The following is a 625-nucleotide window of genomic DNA, read 5'->3' as shown; positions in this document are numbered from 1 at the left end:
AAGTCATGACCTCCACCAGAGGTGGAGGTTTGAAACGCTGCGCTTGAACCGCTAGAAGCGGTTTTGTTAGCGCTTAGTAGCTACGATTGAAGAGGTCGGCAAAGTCGGAAGCTTTGTCGGCCTTTTCCTGATTACGGATATAMCGTCTGACGACCTGCTCGTCATAGCCAGCCGTCGATACGAAGTACCCGCGCGCCCAAAAGTGATAACCCTTGTAGCGGCGCTTGCGCGCATATTTRTTGGCAACGTAAAGGGCTGTCTTGCCCTTCAAAAAGCCGACAATATGCGCAACCGAGTATTTCGGCGGGATCGATATCAACATATGCACATGGTCGGGCATCAAATGACCCTCTTCGATCTGGCARCCTTTCTGCTGTGCCAGCCGACGTAAGAGTTCTCCCAATTCACGCCGTACGTCCCCGTACAGTCTTTTCGTGCGGTATTTGCTGCCAAAAACAACGTGATACTTGCAGTCCCACGTCGCATGCGAGAGCGGTTGTTCATCCATAGAACCTCCTTGTTCGAAGTCTGGGCCAACCCAGCGGTTCAAGCAGGAGGTCTCTCAACTACCGTGTAGAACTCGTCCAGTCCTCCACCGTAGGTGGAGGTTTATTCATGAATATAA

1 protein-coding gene is annotated in these 625 nt (G+C 51.8%); it reads right to left on the bottom strand.

Translation table 11 applies throughout. From position 1 onward, the window contains the following. Positions 1-73 precede the first annotated feature (73 nt). Positions 74-508 carry an IS200/IS605 family transposase gene (tnpA, locus tag QD409_RS35530; RefSeq protein ID WP_430765051.1) on the bottom strand — a complete coding sequence of 145 codons (435 nt, stop codon included), beginning with the start codon at positions 506-508 and terminating at the stop codon, positions 74-76. Positions 509-625 lie beyond the last annotated feature (117 nt).

The organism is Rhizobium sp. BR 315 (assembly GCF_050577975.1).
GTDB lineage: Bacteria > Pseudomonadota > Alphaproteobacteria > Rhizobiales > Rhizobiaceae > Rhizobium > Rhizobium miluonense.
The sequence above is the reverse complement of the archived record's forward strand: the minus strand, read 5'-3'. Positions and strand labels throughout refer to the sequence as shown.